This window comes from Streptomyces ureilyticus (assembly GCF_011045025.1).
Classification (GTDB): domain Bacteria; phylum Actinomycetota; class Actinomycetes; order Streptomycetales; family Streptomycetaceae; genus Streptomyces; species Streptomyces ureilyticus.
This window is the reverse complement of record NZ_JAAKZX010000175.1, coordinates 1-20,787: the sequence shown is the minus strand read 5'-3', so window position 1 is coordinate 20,787 and position 20,787 is coordinate 1. Positions and strand designations below refer to the sequence as shown.

Annotated in this window: 13 protein-coding genes; 6 read left to right on the top strand and 7 right to left on the bottom strand. The window is 69.5% G+C overall.

All coding sequences use genetic code 11. The features are described 5' to 3' along the window. Positions 1-49 precede the first annotated feature (49 nt). The 3 genes from G6048_RS36430 to G6048_RS36420 form a co-directional block, all read right to left on the bottom strand. Positions 50-928: a carbohydrate ABC transporter permease gene (locus tag G6048_RS36430; RefSeq protein WP_235990824.1), complete on the bottom strand. Its 879-nt coding sequence runs from the start codon at positions 926-928 to the stop codon at positions 50-52. 1 nt (position 929) lies between these two features. Next, a complete protein-coding gene (locus G6048_RS36425) occupies positions 930-1,874 on the bottom strand; it encodes a carbohydrate ABC transporter permease (protein WP_165343873.1) in 945 nt (314 codons plus the stop codon). A gap of 82 nt (positions 1,875-1,956) precedes the next feature. Then, positions 1,957-3,336: an extracellular solute-binding protein gene (locus G6048_RS36420; protein ID WP_165343872.1), complete on the bottom strand. Its 1,380-nt coding sequence runs from the start codon at positions 3,334-3,336 to the stop codon at positions 1,957-1,959. Between the two features lie 212 nt (positions 3,337-3,548). On the opposite strand from G6048_RS36420, the gene G6048_RS36415 reads away from it, so the two are divergent. Further along, a complete protein-coding gene (locus G6048_RS36415) occupies positions 3,549-4,082 on the top strand; it encodes a hypothetical protein (RefSeq protein WP_165343871.1) in 534 nt (177 codons plus the stop codon). Between the two features lie 320 nt (positions 4,083-4,402). Here G6048_RS36415 and G6048_RS36410 read toward each other — a convergent pair whose 3' ends face one another. After that, complete coding sequence (locus tag G6048_RS36410; protein ID WP_165343870.1) at positions 4,403-4,831, bottom strand: cold-shock protein; 429 nt, start codon at positions 4,829-4,831, stop codon at positions 4,403-4,405. 331 nt (positions 4,832-5,162) lie between these two features. Between G6048_RS36410 and G6048_RS36405 the strand changes: the two genes are divergently transcribed. Then, the gene (locus tag G6048_RS36405) at positions 5,163-5,327 is read left to right on the top strand and encodes a hypothetical protein (protein ID WP_165343869.1); all 165 of its coding nucleotides are present in this window, start codon (positions 5,163-5,165) and stop codon (positions 5,325-5,327) included. A 155-nt stretch (positions 5,328-5,482) separates the two neighbouring features. Here the strand turns inward: G6048_RS36405 and G6048_RS36400 are convergent, their stop codons facing one another. The 3 genes from G6048_RS36400 to G6048_RS36390 form a co-directional block, all read right to left on the bottom strand. Next, positions 5,483-6,454, bottom strand: a complete 972-nt coding sequence (locus G6048_RS36400; RefSeq protein ID WP_165343868.1) for a bacteriocin fulvocin C-related protein — start codon at positions 6,452-6,454, stop codon at positions 5,483-5,485. A 43-nt stretch (positions 6,455-6,497) separates the two neighbouring features. After that, positions 6,498-7,478 carry a bacteriocin fulvocin C-related protein gene (locus tag G6048_RS36395; RefSeq protein WP_165343867.1) on the bottom strand — a complete coding sequence of 327 codons (981 nt, stop codon included), beginning with the start codon at positions 7,476-7,478 and terminating at the stop codon, positions 6,498-6,500. 602 nt (positions 7,479-8,080) lie between these two features. Next, entirely contained in the window at positions 8,081-8,521 is a 441-nt protein-coding gene (locus G6048_RS36390) for an ester cyclase (protein ID WP_165343866.1), read from the bottom strand. 269 nt (positions 8,522-8,790) lie between these two features. Between G6048_RS36390 and G6048_RS36385 the strand changes: the two genes are divergently transcribed. The 4 genes from G6048_RS36385 to G6048_RS48900 all read left to right on the top strand — a co-directional run. After that, positions 8,791-9,930 carry an acyl-CoA dehydrogenase family protein gene (locus G6048_RS36385; protein WP_165343865.1) on the top strand — a complete coding sequence of 380 codons (1,140 nt, stop codon included), beginning with the start codon at positions 8,791-8,793 and terminating at the stop codon, positions 9,928-9,930. Positions 9,931-9,997: 67 nt separating this feature from the next. After that, entirely contained in the window at positions 9,998-11,512 is a 1,515-nt protein-coding gene (locus G6048_RS36380) for an amino acid adenylation domain-containing protein (protein WP_165343864.1), read from the top strand. A 4-nt stretch (positions 11,513-11,516) separates the two neighbouring features. Beyond that, positions 11,517-11,768: an acyl carrier protein gene (locus G6048_RS36375; RefSeq protein ID WP_165343863.1), complete on the top strand. Its 252-nt coding sequence runs from the start codon at positions 11,517-11,519 to the stop codon at positions 11,766-11,768. 54 nt (positions 11,769-11,822) lie between these two features. Further along, positions 11,823-20,787, top strand: an 8,965-nt coding sequence (locus G6048_RS48900) for a type I polyketide synthase (RefSeq protein ID WP_206342559.1), incomplete at its 3' end; no start/stop codon positions are given.

The following is a 20,787-nucleotide window of genomic DNA, read 5'->3' as shown; positions in this document are numbered from 1 at the left end:
GTGTGCACCGTGCGGGTCGGCATCGGCGGCGCGGCCTCCTGGAGCTTCGTCAGTGCAGCGCGATATGGCCCCGCGACCTCCTCGGGCAGCGCCGACTCGAAGGTCGACGACGATGCGGTCCGCGGCGCCGCGCCACCAGCACATACAGCAAAATCACCGGCGTCGAGTAAATAACCGAGAACGCAGCCAACTGCCCATAAACCACCGTCCCTCGATTCCCGAAGAAGTCATTGATGCTCACCGAAGCCGGCATCTGATCCGGACTCAGCAGCAGCATGAACGGCACAAAGAAGTTCCCCCACATCATCACGAACGAGAAGACCGTAACCACCCCCACCCCCGGCCCCATCAGCGGCAGCACGATCCGCAGCAGCGACTGGAACGACGACGCGCCGTCCGTCCAGGCAGCCTCTTCCAACTCCTTCGGCACCCCGTCCATGAAATTCTTCATCAGCCAAATGGCAAAAGGAAGTTGAGAAGCCGCGAAGAAGAAGATCGTGCCCTGCATGGTGTCGATCAGGTCCACCTGCACGAACAACGCGTACACCGGAACCATGATCGCCGTGATCGGCAGACTCGTGGCGAAGAGAATCGTCAGCAGGAACGGCCGGTTGAGCCGGGACCGGAACCGTGACAGCGGGTAGGCCGCCAGAGCCGCGCAGACGACCGTCAGCAGGGTCGCCCCGCCGCACAGGATCAGGCTGTTGAGCAGGGGCGTGAAGGTGATGTCGGGTTCGAGTACGGCGTCGAAGTTGTCCAGGGTGACGCCGTCGGGGATCTTTACCTGCAGGTTGGCGTCCGGGTCCAGGGCGGAGAGGACCACCCAGGCCAGCGGCAGGATGAAGGCGGCCGCTACGACGAGGAGGCCGGCGTCGGCGGCGTAACGGCGTTTGGCGCGGCGGGACTTGAGGGTCGGAGCTATGGGCATCTCAGACCTCCGTCCGCAGCAGTCGCAGATAGACGACCGAGAACAGCGAACCGACCACCAGAAGCAAGAGCGCCACGGCAGTCCCGTACCCGATCATGCTTTTCTGGAAGGCCTGTTCGTACATGAAGAGGGGGAGGGTCTGGCTGCGGTTTCCCGGGCCGCCTCTCGTCATGACCCAGATCAGGCCGAAGACCGACAGCGTCTGAAGCGTGTTGAGCATCAGATTCGTACCGATCGACCGACGGATCATCGGCAGCGTGATGTGCCACATCCGCCGCCAACCACCCGCACCGTCGACCTCCGCCGCCTCCGTGATCTCCTTCGGGATCTCATTCAGCGCCGCCGAATACACCAGCATCGAGAAAGCCGTGCCCCGCCATACGTTGGCGAAGGAGACGGCCAGGATGGGAAGCGTGAACAGCCAGTTCTGGGACGGGAGATGCAGCCAGTCCAGAATGGCGTTCAATGTGCCTTCGCGGCGGAAGAAGGCGTACAGGAGGAAACCTGCTACGACTTCCGGCAGTACCCAGGCCGTGATCACGATGCCGCCCGTGAGCGTGCGAACGGGCTTTGACGCGCGCTGCATCAGCGAGGCGAGGGCCAGGCCCAGGGTGTTCTGGCCGATGAGGGAGCTGAGGACGGTGAACACCAGCGTCAGCCATACGGCGTTGAGGAACGCCGCGTCCTGGAAAGCGTCGCGGAAGTTGTCGAAGCCGACGAAGGACGACTCGGCCTGGCCGGTGAGCTGGAGGTCCGTGAAGGCGATGTAGGCGCAGTACGCGATGGGGCCCGCGAGGAAGAGGACCAGGAGGACGACGGCGGGGGAGACGGGGAGGGCGCGGGTGAGTGCGCGGCGCAGGGAGCGGCTCTTCGGCGTGGGCGGTGGGGCGGTCGGTCCCGGCGCGGTCTTGACGACGCCGGGACCGGCCGGGGGCGCGGCGGTCATGAACGGCTGCTCACTTCTCGTTCGACCCTCTCGCCCAACTCCCGCTGCTTGCTCACCTTCTCGCTCAGCTCCCGCTTCTCGCTCACTTCTTGATCACTTGGTTGTCCGTGGCCGACTTGAGTTCCTCGTCGTAGCCGCTCGCCGCCTCCTCAACCGAGCTGTCGCCCGTCGTCACGCCCTCCATGGCCTCCTGGATCGCCGTCGAGACCTTCGGATACGCGGGGTAGGCGGGACGGTAGTGCGTACTGGACACCAGGTCCGTGAAGAACTTGATGCCGGGCTGCGCCTTCACGTACTCCGGGTCCTCGGCGACGTCCTTCCGCACCGCGATACCGGAGTTGGCGATGTACCACTTCTGGGCGTTCGCCTTCGTCTGCATCGTCTCGATGAACTTGAAGGCGAGGTCGGGGTTGGCCGCCTTGGAGGGAATCGACCAGGTCCAGCCGCCCGACATGCTCACCTTGCCGGGGGCCTGGCCGTTCTGGGTCGGCATGGCCGCGAGGCCCAGCTTCTCCGACCACTCCGGCCATTCGTGGCCGCTGCCCTCCAGCCAGTCCTGCGGGAGCCAGGAGCCGTCCAGGTTGATGCCGAGCTTGCCCTCGGGGAGGAACTCACCGCGGACCCTGGTCGCGATGTTGGGGTCGAGGGCGTCCGACACGTCGGGGCCGAGCTTCTCCTTGTAGACGGTCTCCACGAAGGTGAGGGCGTCCTTGAAGGCCTGGCTGCCGGTGATCCACTTCTTGGAGGCGGTGTCGTAGAGGGGGTCTTCGTCTTCGCTCGCCGAGTTGCCCGTCCCGTACAGGAGCATTTCGAAGCCCTGCATGGCGGAGGCTTCGCCTGCCGGTTTGCCCGTGTAGACGTTGAGCGGGATGACACCGGGGACCTTCTGCTTGATGGTCCGGGCGGCTTCGAGGACGTCGTCCCACGTCTTCGGCTGCCAGTTCTCCGGCAGGCCCGCCTTCTTGAAGATTCCCTTGTCGAACCAGAGGCCCCGGGTGTCGGTCCCGTCCGGTACGCCGTACGTCTTGCCGTCCTCGGCCTTGGCCGCCGCCTTGGCCGTGTCGATGAACTGGTCCCAGCCCTTCCACTTCTCCAGGTACGGGTCCAGGGGCTTCAAGTACCCGCTCGTGATGTCCGAGTTGATGAGGAACGTGTCCTCGTACACCAGGTCCGGGGCCGTCTTGGGGGAGCGGAGCATCTGCTGGAGCTTCGTGTAGTACTCCGAGTCCGGCGCCTTGATCGGGACGAGCTTGACCTTCTTGCCCGGGTTCGCCTTCTCGAACTGCTTCTTCATGTCGGCCAGATAGGTGTCCAGGACCTTGATCGAGTTGTCCGTGGACTGCTTGAAGGAGACCTCGATGGTGTCCGGGTCGCTTCCGGAGCCGCTGCCGCAGGCGGAGAGAGCGGTGGCGGCGAGCAGAGTTGCGAGGAGGAGAGGAGCGGCGGTGGGGCGCACGGGCACGACCTCCTACTGGCCGACGTCGTTGTGGCCAAGTTGGCTGCCTCGTGAACGTAAGAGCGGTGGTCTAGTCAGGTCAATGACCTTGCAGCGGCTTGGGTTCGGGCTTGGCACGGACGTCCGCCGCGGTGTCTCCAGGCTGCGGCACCCGCTTAAGGTACTGCCGAGTCGCCTGACCAGCAGGGACGTCGGGCGTCGAGAAGGGGGAGAGAGACGTGCCGGAACAAGACGTCACCACAGGTCAGTTGCTGCTCGCCGAGTACGAGAGCGTGAAGGACGAGCAGAAGGCACGGATCGGCTTCCGCGACAATCTGCTGTACGTCACCCTCGCGGTCGTGGCCGCCGTCATCGCCGCTGCCGCCCAGGCCAAGCAGGCCTCGATGCTGCTCGCGCTGCCGCCGGTGTGTGTCGTTCTCGGGTGGACCTACCTCGTGAACGACGAGAAGATCTCGGCGATCGGGGCCTACGTACGGGGCGAGTTGGGGCCTCGGCTGGCCCAACTCGCCGGTACTGAGGGCGCCTTCGGCTGGGAGACCGCCCACCGCGGTGACTCCCGAAGGGCCTCCCGCAAAGCCATCCAGTGCGGGATCGATCTACTCGCCTTCTGCGTCGTGCCGCTGGCGGGGCTCGTTGTGTACTGGGCCGGTGGTCAGATCACCGGGGGCCTGCTGGCGGTGTCCGTGATGGAGGCGCTCGCTGTCGCGGGGCTGGGTGCCCAATTCCTGGTGTACGCCGGGGTGTTCACCTGATTCCTCCGAGGGTGCCCCGGACCGCCCACACCGTCGGGTGAGCTGCCTGCCGTGCGTTGCGAGAACCAAGCGCGTACGCCGTGCTGATCGAGAGCCAAGACAGCACATGCGACAGGGGACACAGCCATGCCGGGCCCGGAGGCCAGCGGCCCTCTTGCAGGACTGCGGAAAACATAACGGGGGCGGCGTGTGATGCTGCCGATCGAGCCGGTGCGGGTGCCGAGGGTCGTGGAGTGGAGCCGTTCCGTCCACGGGTGCTGCCCCGAGGGTGCCGGGTGAAGGGTCGGTAGGCCTCTCAGTAGGCGCCCTGCCGTGATCTCTCAGTCTTCGGTCCACCCGTGGTTCTTTCCGAACTGGAGCAGCCCGCGACGAATCTGGAGGATCTGTTCCCCGGTCAGTGAGGGGGCTGCGGAGAGCAGGACCTCGGTGACCTCGTGGAGGTACTCGTTCGCGGTGAGCACGTCGCACAGTGAATCGTCGCCGTCCAGTTGTCTGACGGGCCCCGCGAGGGATCCCGCGGCGACGTCCCGCGGCTTGCCGTTGGCTCCCGCGGCCGGCCTCACAGCCGAGGCCTTCGGCCCGCGGTCTCCCTCCGCGACCTCGAATTCGACGACGAGGCCCGGATGCAACTGGTGCTCCGGCATCCTCAAGTCGTTGACGTGCAGGAAGACGTCCTCATCACCATCGTCCGGAGCGATGAACCCATAACCCCGCGCACTGTCGAACCGCACCACACGACCAGCAACCATGCCAGCAACTCCCAAAAGAAACCCAACGATATCGGGACCAGCGCCCGAATCAACACCAGCGCAGAAGGCTACGTCGGCAACACCCCACAAGGCGAGCGGCTGGATGGTGCCGGGCCCCGGGCGCGGGGAGGAAAGCATGACCGAAGACCGCAGCGCCGATGCTCGCGGAGACCGCGACGTGTCGCCTCCTGCCGGGACATATCGTCATTCGTCTCGAGTTCTTTCGGTTGACGCTGGTTCTTGCTGTTAATGCTGGCCTTTTCGATATCCCGAGGCGATAACTCGGACCCGTGAGGCACCCGCGCGGCGGAAGCTCGGCATCGTCGATCACATGGTGCGGTCCCCGGGCTCGGCGCCGGCTGCCATGCGGCAGTGTGTGGAGGACTGGGGCATCGAGTCGATCCAGCGCAACATCCTCAGGTCCGCGGCGGACTGCCGCAGTGAGGGCCTGGAGTTCGTGCTGGAGCTGGAGGACGCGGTTCGGTGGACTCCGTAGGTTCTGGGGGCGGTCTACGACGTCCCACCGATACCTCTGCGCCGTGATCTGCCACCGGCCAACCGGCTCACCGGCTGCCGTGCGGGCTGCGGCGGACCGAGGGGTGTCGGTCCGCCGCAGCCCGCGGTGTCGAAGGCGTGCCTAGTCCTGGTCCGCTAGTCCTCACACGTTCCTTGGCACTTGTACGCCCAGAGAGTGCCGCAGCCCCTGTTGCACTTACACCAGCAATTGTCGCAGTAGGCACACTGCACGCAGTTCCCCCTGTCGCAGTAGTCGGAGAACTGGGCGCACGTGCAGTCCGACGCGGCCAGCTCCGCCGAAGTGGGAGCGGGGCCGAGCGTTGCCAGCAGTGCTCCTGCCTCAGCTTTGCCGAAGGCGGCGATGGCGCGATCGCGAAGATCCTGCGCCTGCTGGTCCAGCTGGGGAGTCAGCTCTTCGTTGAAGGTGGCTTCCCGACGGGCCAGTTTCATGGCCCTGTTGATGACGTCAACTTGGTCGGCCGTCAGGTCGGAGTGGGCAGAACGGTAGGCCTGCAGATGATCCACCCACATGTTGCTGCGCACTGACGGGGCGAGTTCGGTGTAGATCGCCCTGCGGTATGTCACGTCATGACGGGTGAACGCGGCATAGTTCTGCGGGAGGTTGGCCTTGTTCGCCTGGACCCACTTCTGGGCCTCAGTCAGCTCCTTGGCGGCGGCCGGAGACGCGTTCGCGGCGAACAGGGCTGCGACCGCACCCGCGCCGGCCAGGCGCAGGAACTGTCCACGCCCCATCCCCGACGAGCCGCCCTTGTCCGCCGGTGCGGCCGTTCCCTTGCGCAGCGCGCCCAGCGCGGCCAGGAGTCGCAGCGTGGTGCTCGGTCCCAGCAGCCTGGGCAGCCGTGCCGCCATGGCGAACCCGGTCCAGGCGCGTACCCTGCCGCCCTCTTCGACGCTGATCAGGGTGGGGGCGAAGGGGGCGTTGTCGCCCAGGGCCTGCGTGCGCCAGGCCGTCACCTCGGGATCGGACAGGGGCTTGATGTCGAGCTTGTCGCCGCTGGACTGCTGGACCTGCTGTGCGACCTTGCTGCACTTGCAGCATGAAGCGTCGAACGCCAGAATCCACTGGCCGGCTGAATGAGAAGTCATTGTTTGTCCTTATTTGTATAGATCACGACTTTCGTTCACAGTGCTAGTTGGTGCACTCTCCGTTGCATGTCTGCACCCAGAGATGGCCGCAACCCCTGTGGCACGTACAGCAGGCACCGCAGTTCTGGCATTTCACACAGTTGCCCGAATCGCAGTAGTCGTTCGGCCAGTTGCAGTCGCATTCGGCCAGGACGCCCTTCGCTGCTTTGGGAGCGGCAGCGGGAGCCGGGCCGAGCGTTGCCAGCAGTGCCCCTGCCTCCGCCTTGCCGAAGGCGGCGATCGCGGGGTCCCGCAGAGCCTGCAACTGCTGCTCGAGCTCGGGAGTCGGCTCGCCGCTGAACGTGGACTCCTGACGCGCCAGTTCGACGGTCCGGTCGATGATCTCAACCTGGTCGGCCGACAGATCGGGGTGAGCGGCACGGTAGGCCTTGAGGTGGTCCACCCACATGTTGCTGCGCACCGACGGGCTGAGTTCGGCGTAGATCGCCTTCCGGTGCGCCATGTCGTACCGCGCGAAGGTGCTGTAGGTCTGCGGGAGCTTGGCCTTGTTCGCCTGGACCCACTTCTGAGCCTCAGTCAGCTCCTTGGCGGCGGCCGGAGACGCGTTCGCGGCGAACAGGGCTGCGACCGCACCCGCGCCGGCCAGGCGCAGGAACTGTCCACGTCCCATCCCCGACGAGCCGCCCTTGTCCGCCGGTGCGGCCGTTCCCTTGCGCACCGCGCCGAGTGCGGCCATCAATCGCAGCGTGGAGCGGGGACCGAGTAGCGTGGCCATCCGTGCCGCCATGGCGAACCCGGTCCAGGCTCGCGCCTTGCCGCCCTCTTCCAGCCTGATCAGGGTCGGGGCGAAGGGGGCGTTGTCGCCCAGGGCCTGCGTGCGCCAGGCCGTCACCTCGGGATCGGACAGGGGCTTGATGTCGAGCTTGTCGCCGCTGGACTGCTGGACCTGCTGTGCGACCTTGCTGCACTTGCAGCATGAAGCGTCGAACGCCAGAATCCACTGGCCGGCTGGCTGAGAAGTCATTCCTTGCCTTTCTCGGTGGAGATCGTGCCTTTCCTGGAGGAGCTGGCACGCACGCCGTTCACACGTTTATCCGCAGATGCCCCTCGCCCTGGATGCAGTTGCCGGGTGCTCTGGGCAGCGGTTTGCCGGGGGCTGGAGAGGAAGATCCCCATAATTCGCGCATGATGGCGGCACGTGCGCAGTTAGGCTTGTTCCGTGTGTGTACGGGTGTCAGCTCGCGCTGTTGACTGCACCATTCCATGTTGACGTGCTTCCGTCAACACTCTCTGTTATGCATTTATCGCCATACCCGTGCCGGGCGAAGGACGGTACGAGGACGGGTCAAGGCACGATCGAGGACTGTGCGTCATAGCCTGCTCGGGTTCATGGAATAGGAGACGAACCGGACCACGCGACACGGTCCGCGCAATTTCCGAGACTTGCGGGGGCGCCGGCATGAACTCACAGCGATGCCGCTTGGTCGTGCGGAGTGATTCCGCGCGACTTCTTACGCTGAGTTGATCAATAGCTGGTGCGCGAGGGAGTGTCTGTAGATCCTGCAGGGAGCGGCAAGGGCCATGGGCCTGTATTGCCAGCTCAGCTCCAGGGTCGAACGCCGGGCGTCAGGAGGTACCCGTGAACTTGTAGCCGAGCTGCGCCAGCATGGTCACGTTGTCACTGAGAGCCCAGTGTTCGACGATGATTCCGTCCTGCACCCGGTTCATGTTCATCGTCATCATCTCGAAGGTCTTTCCCGTCGGCGGCATTCCCATGAAATCCAGAGTGTGGGTGCCCCGGACCGCGGACCTGGTGGCCACCACGTCCCCGGTCTCGACGATTTCCTCCAGGGTGGAATGGAGATCGGGAAAGAACGCCCGGGTGAGCTGCCACATGCCCAGCAAGCCCTCCCGGTCGCGCGGCGTGCCCGGGGGGTGCTCGGCGTCGCTCGACGTCCCCGCGAGATGGGCGACGACATCGGGTGAGATGAGTTCCCGCAGTCTTTCCGTATCACCCGCGTTGAACGCCTTGTTGAGGCTGATGGCTATCTCCGAGAGGTGCCCCATGGCGAATCCGTCCCGTCTGAGGAAGGTCTGTGGCCGAGTCGCTGCTCCCGGCAACTTATCTGCCGCGGCGGCAATGCGGCAACCCGTACCAGCGCCTTACGTCACCTGTCCGCAGAAATAGGGGTAGGGGCTTTGTGCGGGGTGATTCCGTAGGGGTTTCAGGGGTGATTTTAGGGGTTACCAAGGGCTGACTAAACCCGGTGCCGGTCCCGTAGCGTGTCCGTGAGAAACGGCGGAATTGTCCGGCACGAATGCGAGGTACCGCGTCAGTGGATTTCGACCTCACCGATGAACAGCGATGTCGCTACGACCGTGTCTCCGCCGAAGTCACGCAGCAGCTGGGCGGGCCCGGCATGCTGTCGGAGCTGCCCTTCACCCGCACGCAGTGGAAAAGCGCGGCGCAGATCGGGCTCACGGGGCTGTGCATGCCCGCCGAGTACGGCGGGGGCGGTCTCGGAGCGCTGGACACCGCGCTGTGCCTCGAGGCGTTCGGCCGGGCCTGCCCCAACACCGGGCTGGTGTTCGCCGTGGCCGCCCACCTGCTGGCCTGCGCTGTTCCGATTCGCGACTTCGCCGACGGCGACGTCCGGGGTGAACTGCTGTCCGGACTGGCGTCCGGCGAGCTGATCGCGGCGAACGCCATGACGGAGGACGAGGCCGGCTCCGACCTCTCCCGTCTCGGCGTGACCGCCGAGCAGGAGCCCGGGGGCTATGTGCTGCACGGCGACAAGTCGTTCGCGAGCAACGCCCCCGCCGCCGACGTGTTCGTCACCTACGCCACGACCGCCCCCGCCGCCGGCTTCCTCGGAATCACGGCATTCGCGGTGCCAAGAACCGCTCCCGGAGTCGCCACCGGTGAGCCCTTCGAGAAGATGGGCCTCGGCGGTTGCCCGGCCGGGCGAGTGCTCTTCCGGCACTGCCGGGTGCCCGAGACCCACCGGCTGGGCCGGGAGGGGCAGGGCACGGCCGTCTTCCAGCACTCGATGGCGTGGGAACGCGGCTGCCTGTTCGCCGTCTACCTGGGCCTGATGGAGCGTCAACTACAGCAGTGCGTCGAACGAGCGCGCACCCGGCGCCAGTTCGGCCGTGCCATCGGCGAGTTCCAGGCCGTCTCGCACCGCATCGCCGGAATGAAGCAACGGCTCGAGAGTGCCCGCCTGCTGCTGTACCGCGCCTGCTGGCTCCTCGACGGAGGCCGCGACCACAACGAGGCGGTCGCCCTGTCCAAGATCGCCGTTTCCGAGGCCGCCGTGGCCAACAGCCTCGACGCCATCCAGGTCTTCGGGGGTGACGGATACCTCAGGTCCGCTGGGATCGAACAGCACCTCAGGGACTCCGTACCCGGCGGGATCTTCTCCGGCGCCACCGACATCCAGCGGGAAGTCGTCGCGAGAGGGCTCGGCCTGTGAACCGTACGAGCCAACGGCACAGCCCGAGTCGCCCCCGCCTGGGGGCCGCCGAAGGGACGGTCCTGCCATGAGCCTGCACCGGCTGGCCATCGACTCCGCCGCCAGGGAACCCGGCCGGCCGGCCGTGGCCGGGCCCACCGGCGACCTGTGCTACGCCGAACTCGACTACGCAGCCAACGCCCTTGCCCACCGGCTGCGCGCGATGGGAGTCGCTGCCGGGGACCGCGTCGTGCTGTGGGCCGACAAGTCCCCGGACTTCGTGGTGGCCATGCAGGCGGTGCTGCGGCTCGGCGCCGCCTACGTGCCCGCCGACGGCGCCGTGCCCGTGGCCCGCGTCGCCGCCATGGCACGCGACTGCACGGCCGCCGCCGTCCTCACCTCTGCCGACCGGCTCGCCGTGCTCCGGGACGCTCTCGGCTCCCTGCTGCCCAGCGCCGACCTGGCGCAGGAACCGGACCCCGAGGCCGCCCCGGTGGACGCGGAGGTCGCACCCGACGACCTCGCCTACATCCTCTACACCTCGGGCTCGACAGGCGCCCCCAAAGGGGTCTGCATCAGCCACGGGAACGCACGCGCGTTCGTCGACTGGGCCGTCAAGGAGCTTGGCCCCGGGCCACAGGACCGCTTCGCCAACCACGCGCCGTTCACCTTCGACCTGTCCGTCCTCGACCTGTACGCGGCGTTCGCCGTCGGCGCCTCGGTCCACCTCATACCCTCCGAACTCGCCTACGCCCCCGCGCAGCTGGCGGAACTGATCCACCAGTGGCGGATCACCGTGTGGTACTCGGTGCCGTCCGCTCTGACGCTGCTGATGCGAGACGGCGCACTGCTCGACCGCCCCGCCCCTGAAGCGCTGCGCGCGGTGCTGTTCGCGGGCGAGCCGTTCCCCTTGCCGCAGGTGCGCGCACTCGCGCGCTGGACCGGCGCACGCCTGCTCAACCTCTACGGTCCCACTGAGACCAATGTGTGCCTCCGTCACGAGGTCGGGCCCGCCGACGTGGAAAACGACCGGCCCCTGCCGATCGGCACCCCCGTGAGCGGCGACCACGCGTGGGCCGAGACCCCCGACGGCCGGCCGGCCGCTGTGGGGGAGGTGGGCGAACTGCTCGTGGAGGGTCCCACGGTGATGCTCGGCTACTGGGGTGTGCAACCGCACCAGGGGCCCTACCGCACCGGAGACCTTGTCCGGCGGCTTCCCGACGGCTCGTTCGAGTACCTCGGCCGTCGCGACTACATGGTCAAGGTGCGCGGACACCGTGTCGAGCCGACCGAAGTCGAGACGGTGCTCGCCCTGCACGACGACGTGGCGGAGGCCGCCGTCGTCGTCGCGGGCAGCGGCATGGACGCCCGGCTGGTGGCGTACGTCGTCCCGGCGCGAGGCCGCGAGGTGGGGGTTCTGGGACTCAGGCGGCACGCGGCACAGCGACTGCCCCGCTACATGCTCGCCGACGAGATCCACTTCCTTTCCCAACTGCCCCACAACCGCAACGGAAAGACCGACCGCGCCGCCCTCACGGAGGCGGCGCGCGCCGAGGCCGTCGTGTCCCACCCGACTGAGCAGCCGCACGCGAGCGAAAGGTGACGTCATGCCTGACCAGGAGATGACCAAGCGAATCGCGGAGTACATCCGCGAGAAGTTTCTCGACGGAGACCCGCAGGGCGAGCTGCAGGACACCTCACCGCTGCTGGAGTGGGGAGTCCTCAACTCGCTCAGAGTCGCGCAACTGATCGGCTTCCTGCGCGAGGAGTTCGGCGTCGTCGTCCCGCCCCGTGAGATCCACGCGGACAACCTCAGGGACGTGCGCAGCATCACCGCGATGGTCGCCCGCCTGGCCTGACCAGGCGGGTCGTACTCCGCCCGGGCAAGTCAGAGCGAAAGGCGTTTCAGGACCATGGTCGCCAGCACGGACGTGACCTCCCGCCATGCCGAGCCCATCGCGGTCGTCGGCATGGGATGCCGCCTGCCCGGCGGCGTGCGGGACCTCGGCTCTCTCGGCAGCGTGCTCAGGTCGGGCACCGACGTCCTTCGGCCGGTTCCGGAGGACCGCTGGGCACGTGAGCTGCACGACCCCGAGCCGGAGCGGCCGGGCACCATCACCAACCACTCCGGCTCGTTCCTGGACGACATCGACCGCTTCGACCCGGCGTACTTCGGGATCACGCCGCGCGAGGCAGCCGCCATCGACCCGCAGCACCGCCTCCTGATGGAAGTGGCCTGGGAGGCCATGGCCGACTCCGGACGCCCCCGCGAGGAATGGCGCGCCTCCCGCACCGGGGTCTTCGTCGGCCTGCTCGCCGGCGACTACCACCTCCTGCACACGAAGGCCGTCGGCCTCGACGGCATCGGCCCGCACTACGTCACCGGAACGGAGTTCAGCTTCGCGGCGGGACGCCTCGCCTACGCGTTCGACCTGCGAGGGCCCGCTGTCGCCGTCAACTCCGCCTGCTCCTCCTCGCTCTACGCCGTGCACCAGGCCTGCCAGAGCCTGCGGGCCGGCGACGTCGACACCGCGCTCGCCGGCGGCGTCAGCCTGCTGCTCAGCCCCGAGATCAGCGTATTCATGAGCCGCATCGGAGCTGTCTCGCCCTCGGGCCGGTGCCGGCCGTTCGACGCCTCGGCCGACGGCATCGTCCGCGGCGAGGGCTGCGGCGTCGTCGTCCTCAAACGGCTTACGGACGCCGTCGCCGACCGCGACCGGATCCATGCCGTCATCCGCGGCTCCGCGGTCAACAACGACGGCGGCAGCCTCGGCCTCACCGCCCCCAACGCCGCGGCGCAGGCGGCCGTCCTGCAGGCGGCCCTCACCAACGCGGGGCTCGGGCCGGACGACGTCGACTACGTGGAGGCCCACGGCACCGGCACCCCCCTCGGCGACATGATCGAGCTGGGCGTCCTGTCCGAGGTCTACGGCACGGCCCGTACCGGCGGCAAGCCGCTCTTCCTCGGCTCGCACAAGGCGGTCTTCGGGCACACCGACGCCGCCGCCGGAATCACCGGACTGCTCAAGTCGATCTGGGTCATCACCACCGGTCATGCACCGGTGCAGCCCCACATCGATGAACTCACCCCCGCCGTCGACTGGCGCGGCGGCGGCATCGCAGTGCCCCTGACCGGCACCGACCTGACCGCCACCGACCCGGCCGGGACCGGCCGCCGTCTGCGCGCCGGCGTCAGCGCGTTCGGCCTCAGCGGCACCAACGTCCACGTCATCGCTGAGGCTCCGCCCGACGGGGCCGAACCGGCCGCCGGACCACCGGCGCCGGGTGCGCACGTCCTGCTGGTCTCCGCCGCCCGCCCGGAAGGTCTCGCCGGCCAGATCGCGGCGATGCGGGAACGACTGGCACAGCAGGACGAGCCGCTCGGCGACCTGCTCGCCTCCGCCGCCACGCGGCGCACCCATGAAGCGCACCGCTTCGCCGCCGTCGCCGCCGACCGGGAAGGGCTGAACGCGGCACTCGACGACCCCGGCGAACTGCCCGACGGCGCCTGCTCGGGCATCGTCGGCGCCGAGGGGGAACCCGCGCCGGTCTTCGTCTTCTCCGGCCAGGGCTGCCAGTGGCCCGGCATGGCGACCGACCTTCACCGCAGCGAGCCCGAGATCAGGGAAACGCTCGACGAGTGCGACGCGCTGATCCGCGCCGAGGCGTCCTGGTCCCTGATCGACACGCTGCGGCGGCACGAGGACGGCGGCCTGGACCGTACGGACCTGGCCCAGCCGGCCATCTTCGCCGTGCAGGTGGCCCTGACCCGCTGGCTCGCCCGGCGGGGAGTCACCCCGGCAGCCGTCGTGGGCCACAGCGTCGGCGAGATCGCCGCCGCCCACACGGCCGGGGTGCTGGATCTCCCGGACGCCATGCGGCTGATCGTGCGCCGAGGGCAGATCCTGCAGGAAACCGCCGGCACCGGGCGCATGCTCGCTGTCCAAGGCGCTCCCGACACCGTCGAGCGGCTCCTCGCGGACAGCGGACTCCCGGTCGTCGTCGCCGCCGTGAACGGCCCCGAGTCGGTCGTCGTCGCCGGGCCGGACGATGCCGTGGAGGCGGCGGTGCAAGCCCTGGAGGGCGGCGGACTGCCCTGCCGCCGTACCCGCGTCGACTACCCGTTCCACAGCCCGCTCGTCGCCGCGTGCGGCCCGCGCCTGAAGGAGGCGATCGCCGGCCTCCTTCCGCACGACCCGGCCCTGCGCCTGCTGTCCAGCGTCGAGCCCCACACCGACGCAGGCCGACTCGACGCCGCGTACTGGGGCCGCAACGTCACGGAACCCGTCCGGCTGTGGCCGGCGATCGACCGCCTCCTGGCCGAGCCGGAGCCCTGTGTCCTGGTGGAGATCGGCCCGCACCCGGTCCTCACCCGACCGCTGACGGACGCCGTACGGCGCCGCGGCCGCGACAGCGCCGTACTCGGCACTCTGCGTCGCGACGAGCCCGGCCCCGTGGCACTGCACAAGGCACTGGCCCGGCTCCACGTCGCCGGAGCGGCGGTGGACTGGGAGCAGGTCACCGGCAGGCCGGGCCGGTACCGGGACCTGCCGGTGCCTTCCTGGCACGGCGAGCGGTACTGGTTGCCCGCGCTGCGAGAGCGCCGGCAACCCGCGCCGAACGGCTCCCCCACAGCGGTACCGGACGCCGCACCAGAGCCTGCCGCCCGCCCCGCGCTCGACGCACCGTCCGGACCCGACGGGCCTGCGGTGGCCGTCGACGGCGCCCGGCCCTCCGCGCAGGTCGCGCAGCGGGTCGACACCTGCGTCCGGCACGTCCTCGGCCTCAGTCCGGGCCAGCCGCTGCCGCACCGGCGGGGCCTGTTCGAGCAGGGCATGGACTCGCTGACCGCCGTAACGCTCCACAAGCGCCTCGAAGCGGAGTTCGCGGTCACGCTCCCCTCCACCGTGGTCTTCGAGCACCCGTCGGTTCAGGCCCTGGCCGCCCACCTCACCGAGCTGTCGCGGCACCGCTCCGGAGAAGAGACCCCACAGCCCGCGCCCTCCGCCGGCGCCACCGATTCCGGCGAGGACGGCTCCATCGCCGTCATCGGCATCGCCTGCCGGCTCCCCGGCGCCTCCTCGCCCCAGGACTTCTGGTCACTGCTCACCGAGGGCCGTTCAGCCGTGTCCAGCCCGCCACCGCACCGCCGTGACGACCCGATCTGGGCCGAGGCGGGCCCGGGCATACCCACTGCCGGCGGCTACCTGAACGACGTCTCCGGCTTCGACGCCGCGTTCTTCCGCATCTCGCCCCGCGAGGCCGTCTCCCTTGACCCACAGCAGCGGCTCGCCCTCGAAGTGTCCTGGGAAGCGCTGGAAGACGCCGGATACCCCGCGCCCGACCTGACGGGGCGCCAGGTCGGGGTGTACGTCGGCCTCAACACGGCCGACTATCACGAACTGCTCACCCGCGACATGGCCAACATCGACCTCTACTACGGCACCGGGAACACCTTCGCCGCCTCCGCGGGCCGGCTGTCGTACTTCCTCGGACTGCGCGGACCCAGCCTCGCGGTGGACACCGCCTGCTCGGCCTCGCTGACCGCCGTGCACCTCGCCTGCCAGGGGCTGAGGGCGGGCGACTGCGAGGTCGCTCTCGTCGGCGGCGTCAATGTCATCGCGTCGCCCACCGTGTCGGTGGCGATGTCCGCCGGCGGGGCGCTCGCCCCCGACGGCCGCTGCAAAACCTTCGACGAGGCGGCGGACGGCTACGGGCGAGGTGAGGGCGCGGTCACACTCGTCCTCAAACCACGGGCCGCCGCCGAACGCGACGGCGACCGCATCTACGCCGTGCTGCGCGGCACCGCCGTCAACCAGGACGGTGACAGCGGAGGATTCACCGTCCCGAACGCGGCGGCGCAGACCGCCCTGATCCGCCAGGCACTGGCCCGTGCGAGCTGGGCACCCGCCGACATCGACTACGTGGAGGCGCACGGCACCGGCACTCCCCTGGGCGACCCCATCGAGGTGCACGCCATGGCGCAGGCCCTCGGCCCCGGACGCGATGAGCGCGCACCGTTGTACATCGGCTCGGCCAAGGCGAACATCGGCCACCTGGAGGCGGCAGCCGGCATCACCGGCCTGCTCAAGGTCATCCTCTCGCTGCACTACCGCGAGATCCCCCCGCACCTGATCAACACCCCCTCCCGCCGGATCGACTGGGAGAGGCTGCCCGTCTCCCTCGTCACCGAGCGCCGCGCCTGGCCGGAGCGCGGCCGGCCGGCCCGGGCGGGCGTGTCCTCCTTCGGCTTCAGCGGCAGCAATGCCCACGTCCTCGTCGAACAGGCCACCCGCGTCGGCCGTGCGGAGGACACCCGTACGGCGGCGCCCGCCCCGTCGTCCGGGCTCGTGCCGTGGGTGGTGTCAGCCCGCGGCAGCGCGGGGCTGCGCGGTCAGGCCGCGCGACTGGCGCAATTCGTCGCCGCGCGCCCGGACCTGGACCCCGTGGACATCGCGCACTCGCTGGCCACCACCCGTTCCCTGCTGGAAACCCGGGCCGTGCTCCTGGCCCCCGCGGACGACCGGGACACCGTCCTCACCGGCCTGACGGCACTCGCCGAAGGACGTCACACCGAGGGCGTCATACAGGGCAGGGCAGGGCAGGGCGGCATGACAGCCTTCCTGTTCAGCGGACAGGGAAGCCAACGGGCCGCCATGGGCCGACAGTTGTACGACCGCCACCCCGTCTTCGCCGCTGCCCTGGACGAGGTGACGGACGAACTGGACCGCCGGCTGGAGCGGCCACTGCGCGAGGTGATGTTCGCCGCGCCGGACTCGGAGACCGCCCGGCTGCTGGACCAGACCCGGTACACGCAGAGCGCGCTGTTCGCGGTGGAGGTCGCTCTTCTGCGGCTGCTGCGCCACTGGGGAGTCGAGCCCGACTACGTGATGGGCCACTCCATAGGCGAGCTGACCGCCGCATACGCGGCCGGAGTGTTCTCGCTCCCCGACGCGGCCCGCCTGGTCGCCGCCCGCGGCCGGCTGATGCAGGCCCTGCCCCCGGGTGGCGCCATGGTCGCCGTGTCGGCGCCCGAAGAGGAGGTCACCGAGGCCATCGCCGGCTCCGCCCACCAGGACCGGCTCGGCATCGCCGCCGTCAACGGCCCCCGGGCCACGGTCGTCTCCGGTGACGAGGACGCCGTACTGGAGCTGACCGCCGTACTCGCCGAACGGGGACACCGCACGAGGCGGCTGCAGGTGAGTCACGCGTTCCACTCCGCACACATGGACGGCATGCTCGACGACTTCCGACGCCTGGCAGAGGAGATCACCTACCACGAGCCGGGGATCCCCATGGTGTCCAACGTAACCGGGCGGCGGGCCCAGCCCGGCGAACTGTGCTCAGCCGGGTACTGGGTGCGGCACGCCCGTGACGCCGTCCGGTTCGCGGACGGCATCCGCGAGCTGCGACGGCTCGGCGTGACCGCGTTCCTCGAAGTCGGCCCGGACGGGACCCTGGCCGCCCTCAGCCAGGAGTCCCTGATCGAGGTACCCGACGGCCGTACCGACGCCGTGGCGATCCCGCTGCTGCGCAAGGACCGGCCCGAGCACGAGGCGATCGTCACCGCCATGGCCACGGCGTCCGTCCACGGTGTCGAGGTCGACTGGAAGGCGCTGGTGCCCCAAGGACATCGAGTGGCCCTGCCCACGTACGCGTTCCAGCGGCAGCGGTACTGGCTCGAGAGCCGAACGAGCCCCGCCGCCGAAACGTCCACGGGGGGCAACCCGGCGGAGGCCCGCTTCTGGGCTGCCGTCGAGCAGGGCGACCTCGCCGAATTTGCCCGCACCCTCGAACTCCCCCCGGACACCGACAGCCCCGGAACCGGCCATCGAGACGCCGAACAGTTCCTCCCGGCCCTGGCCTCCTGGCGGCGAAAGCTCCGGGACCGCTCCGTCCTGGACTCCTGGCGCTACCGCGTCGTCTGGAAGCCGATGCCCCGGCCCCCCGCCCCCGCCCGGCTGTCCGGCACCTGGCTGGTCGTCACCTCGCGGCGGAACACCGGCCACCCCTGGATCCAGGCCGCTCTCGACGCCCTCACCCACCGCGGCGCGGACGTGGCGCACATACCCGTGGATCCCGCGGGCGACGACCGGGCAGCACTCACCGAACTGCTCAGCCGGGCCACCCCGGACGGCCGGACCTGCGGCGGAGTACTGTCCCTGCTCGCACTGGACGAGTCCCCGCACCCCGAACACCCCGACCTCGCTTCCGGAATCACCGCCACCCTGAGCATCGCCCAGGCACTCGGAGACGCGGGCATCGACGCCCCCCTGTGGTGCGTGACCCGAGGCGCCGTCTCCGTTGCGGAAAACGATCCCGTACGGCGTCCCGAACAGGCGCAGATCTGGGGCATGGGCCGGGTGATCGGCCTGGAACACCCCCAGCGCTACGGCGGCCTCGTCGACCTCCCCGACAACCCCGACGAGCGGTCACTGGAACACCTGTGCACCGCACTCACCGGTCACCAGGCGGAGGACCAGCTGGCCGTCCGCACCTCCGGCATCCTCGTACGCCGTCTCGTCAGGGCACCCCTCGGCGACACGCCCGCGCCACGCACCTGGAAACCCCGCGGCACCGTCCTGATCGTCGGCGGAACCGGAGCGCTCGGCGGCCACCTGGCGCACCGGCTCGCCGACAACGGCGCCGAACACATCGTCCTCACCGGCCGACGCGGCGAGGCCGCCCCGGGCGCCGCCGAACTGCGAGCCGAACTCCAGGCACAGGGCGTCCGTGTGACGATCGCCGCCTGCGACGTGGCGGACCGCGAAGCGCTCACCGCCCTGGTCCAGAACCTGCGGGCCGAGGGGCCGCCCATCCGGGCCGTCATCCACGCGGCCATGGCCCCGGCCGTCGGCCTGCTCGCGGACACCACGGTGGACCGCTACGCCTCCGCAGTCCGCGCCAAGGTCGCGGGCGGACACCACCTCCACGAGCTGTTCCGCACCGACGAGTTGGACGCCTTCGTCCTGTTCTCCTCTGTCGCCGGCACCTGGGGCAGCGGCAACGAAGGCGCCTACGCGGCGGCCAACGCCTACCTCGACGCACTGGCCGAGCAGCGCCGGGCCTCCGGACTGTCGGCCACGTCGGTGGCGTGGGGCATCTGGGACGCCTTCAACGACCGGGACGACGACACGGCCACGCGAGACCTGCTCACCGAGCGGTCCCTGCGCCAGGGGCTGCCCCGTCTCGACCCCCGCCTGGCCTTCCAGGCCCTGCGGCAGGCCCTCGACCACGACGAGACGTCCGTCGTCATCAGCGCCGTCGACTGGGAACGATTCGCCACGCTGTTCACCATGGCACGCCCACGTCCGCTGCTGGACGAGGTGCCCGAGGCCCGCCCGGCCCCCGCGGCGACCGCCGTCCAGTCCGGTGGGCGGAGCGACGGCGAACCGGAGCCGGAACTCGCACGCCGCCTCACCGGAGTACCCGAGGCGGGGCACGAGCGCGTCGTCCTCGACCTGGTGCGCGCCCGAGTGGCGTCCGTCCTCGGACATCACACCCCGGAGGAGGTCGAGGCCGACCTGGCGTTCCGGGACCTCGGCTTCGACTCCCTCACGGCCGTGGAACTGCGCACCCGGCTCGCCGAGGCGACAAGGCTGCCACTGCCCGCATCCCTGATCTTCGACCATCCCACCCCCTCCGCCCTGGCCCGGCACCTGCTGACCGCAGCCACCGGCGAGGCACGGCAGGCGGCCCGGACAGCCGGACGAGGCCACACCCCCGCACCGGTGAAACCCGTGGACGACGACCCCGTCGCGATCGTCGGCATGGCCTGCCGCCTCCCGGGCGGTATCCAGTCCCCGGAGGAACTCTGGCGGCTCATCGCGGCCGGTGACGACATCGTCGGCGGGCTCCCCACCGACCGTGGCTGGGACCTCGAACGGCTCTACGACACCGACGGGCACACACCCGGCACGACGTCCGTACGGAATGGCGCGTTCCTCCGGAACGCCGGTGACTTCGACGCGGACTTCTTCGGCATCGCACCCCGTGAGGCGCTGGCGATGGACCCGCAGCAGCGGCTGCTGCTGGAAACGTCCTGGGAAGCCCTCGAGCGAGCGGGCATCGACCCGGCGATCCTGCGCGGTCAGGCGGTCGGCGTCTACGTCGGCGCCGGCGCGGACGGATACGCCACCGCCGAGAACCGCGTACCGGAAGGCGCCGAAGGCTACGCCGTCACGGGCAGCGCGGGCAGCGTCATCTCGGGCCGCATCGCGTATGCGTTCGCCTTCGAAGGCCCGGCGGTGACGGTGGACACGGCGTGTTCGTCGTCGCTGGTGGCGCTGCACCTCGCCGGCCAGGCACTGCGCGCCGGCGAATGCTCCCTGGTCCTCGCCGGCGGCGTGTCCATGCTGGCCAGCCCGAAGGGCCTTGTCGAGTTCGGCCGCATGGGAGCACTGTCCCCCGACGGCCGGTCGAAGGCGTTCTCGGCGGCGGCCGACGGCATGGGCTGGGGCGAGGGTGTGGGTGTGCTGGTGCTGGAGCGGTTGTCGGATGCCCGGCGGAACGGGCATCAGGTGCTGGGGGTGATCCGCGGCAGTGCGGTGAACCAGGACGGCGCAAGCAACGGAATTACGGCGCCGAATGGGCCGTCGCAGCAGCGGGTGATCCGGGCGGCGCTTGCCAGTGCGCGCCTGGAGGCCGGGGACGTGGACGCGGTGGAGGCGCATGGCACGGGGACGACGCTTGGGGATCCGATTGAGGCGCAGGCGTTGCTGGCGACGTATGGGCAGGACCGGCCGGTGGATCGGCCGTTGTGGCTGGGGTCGGTGAAGTCGAATATCGCGCATACGCAGGCGGCGGCGGGTGTGGCGGGTGTGATCAAGATGGTGTTGGCGCTGGGGCAGGGGGTGTTGCCGCGGACGTTGCATGCGG